The sequence below is a fragment of the Bacteroides caecigallinarum genome, assembly GCF_016902295.1.
In the GTDB taxonomy this organism is placed as follows: domain Bacteria; phylum Bacteroidota; class Bacteroidia; order Bacteroidales; family Bacteroidaceae; genus Phocaeicola; species Phocaeicola caecigallinarum_A.
In genome coordinates this window covers 1-297 of record NZ_JACJLQ010000194.1, presented here as the reverse complement: position 1 = coordinate 297, position 297 = coordinate 1, and the positions used below count along the sequence as shown (strand labels likewise).

Below are 297 nucleotides of genomic sequence, written 5' to 3'. Positions count from 1 at the left end.
TTACACTCTTGGGCCGGTTACCGATCGGCCTGAGGGTACCTTTAGAAGCCTCCGTTACGCTTTTGGAGGCGACCACCCCAGTCAAACTACCCACCAAGCAATGTCCTTCTTTCCTGAAGTTAGAACTCAAACAAACGAAGGGTCGTATTTCAACAGCGGCTCCACGAACACTGGCGTGCCCGATTCAATGCCTCCGACCTATCCTACACATCGCGTGCCCAAATTCAATGCTAAGCTATAGTAAAGGTTCACGGGGTCTTTTCGTCCCATCGCGGGTAATCGGCATCTTCACCGATA

At 51.5% G+C, this 297-nt stretch carries 1 rRNA gene; it reads right to left on the bottom strand.

The features are described 5' to 3' along the window. Positions 1-297, bottom strand: a 23S ribosomal RNA gene (locus H6A27_RS14790); the annotation flags it as partial.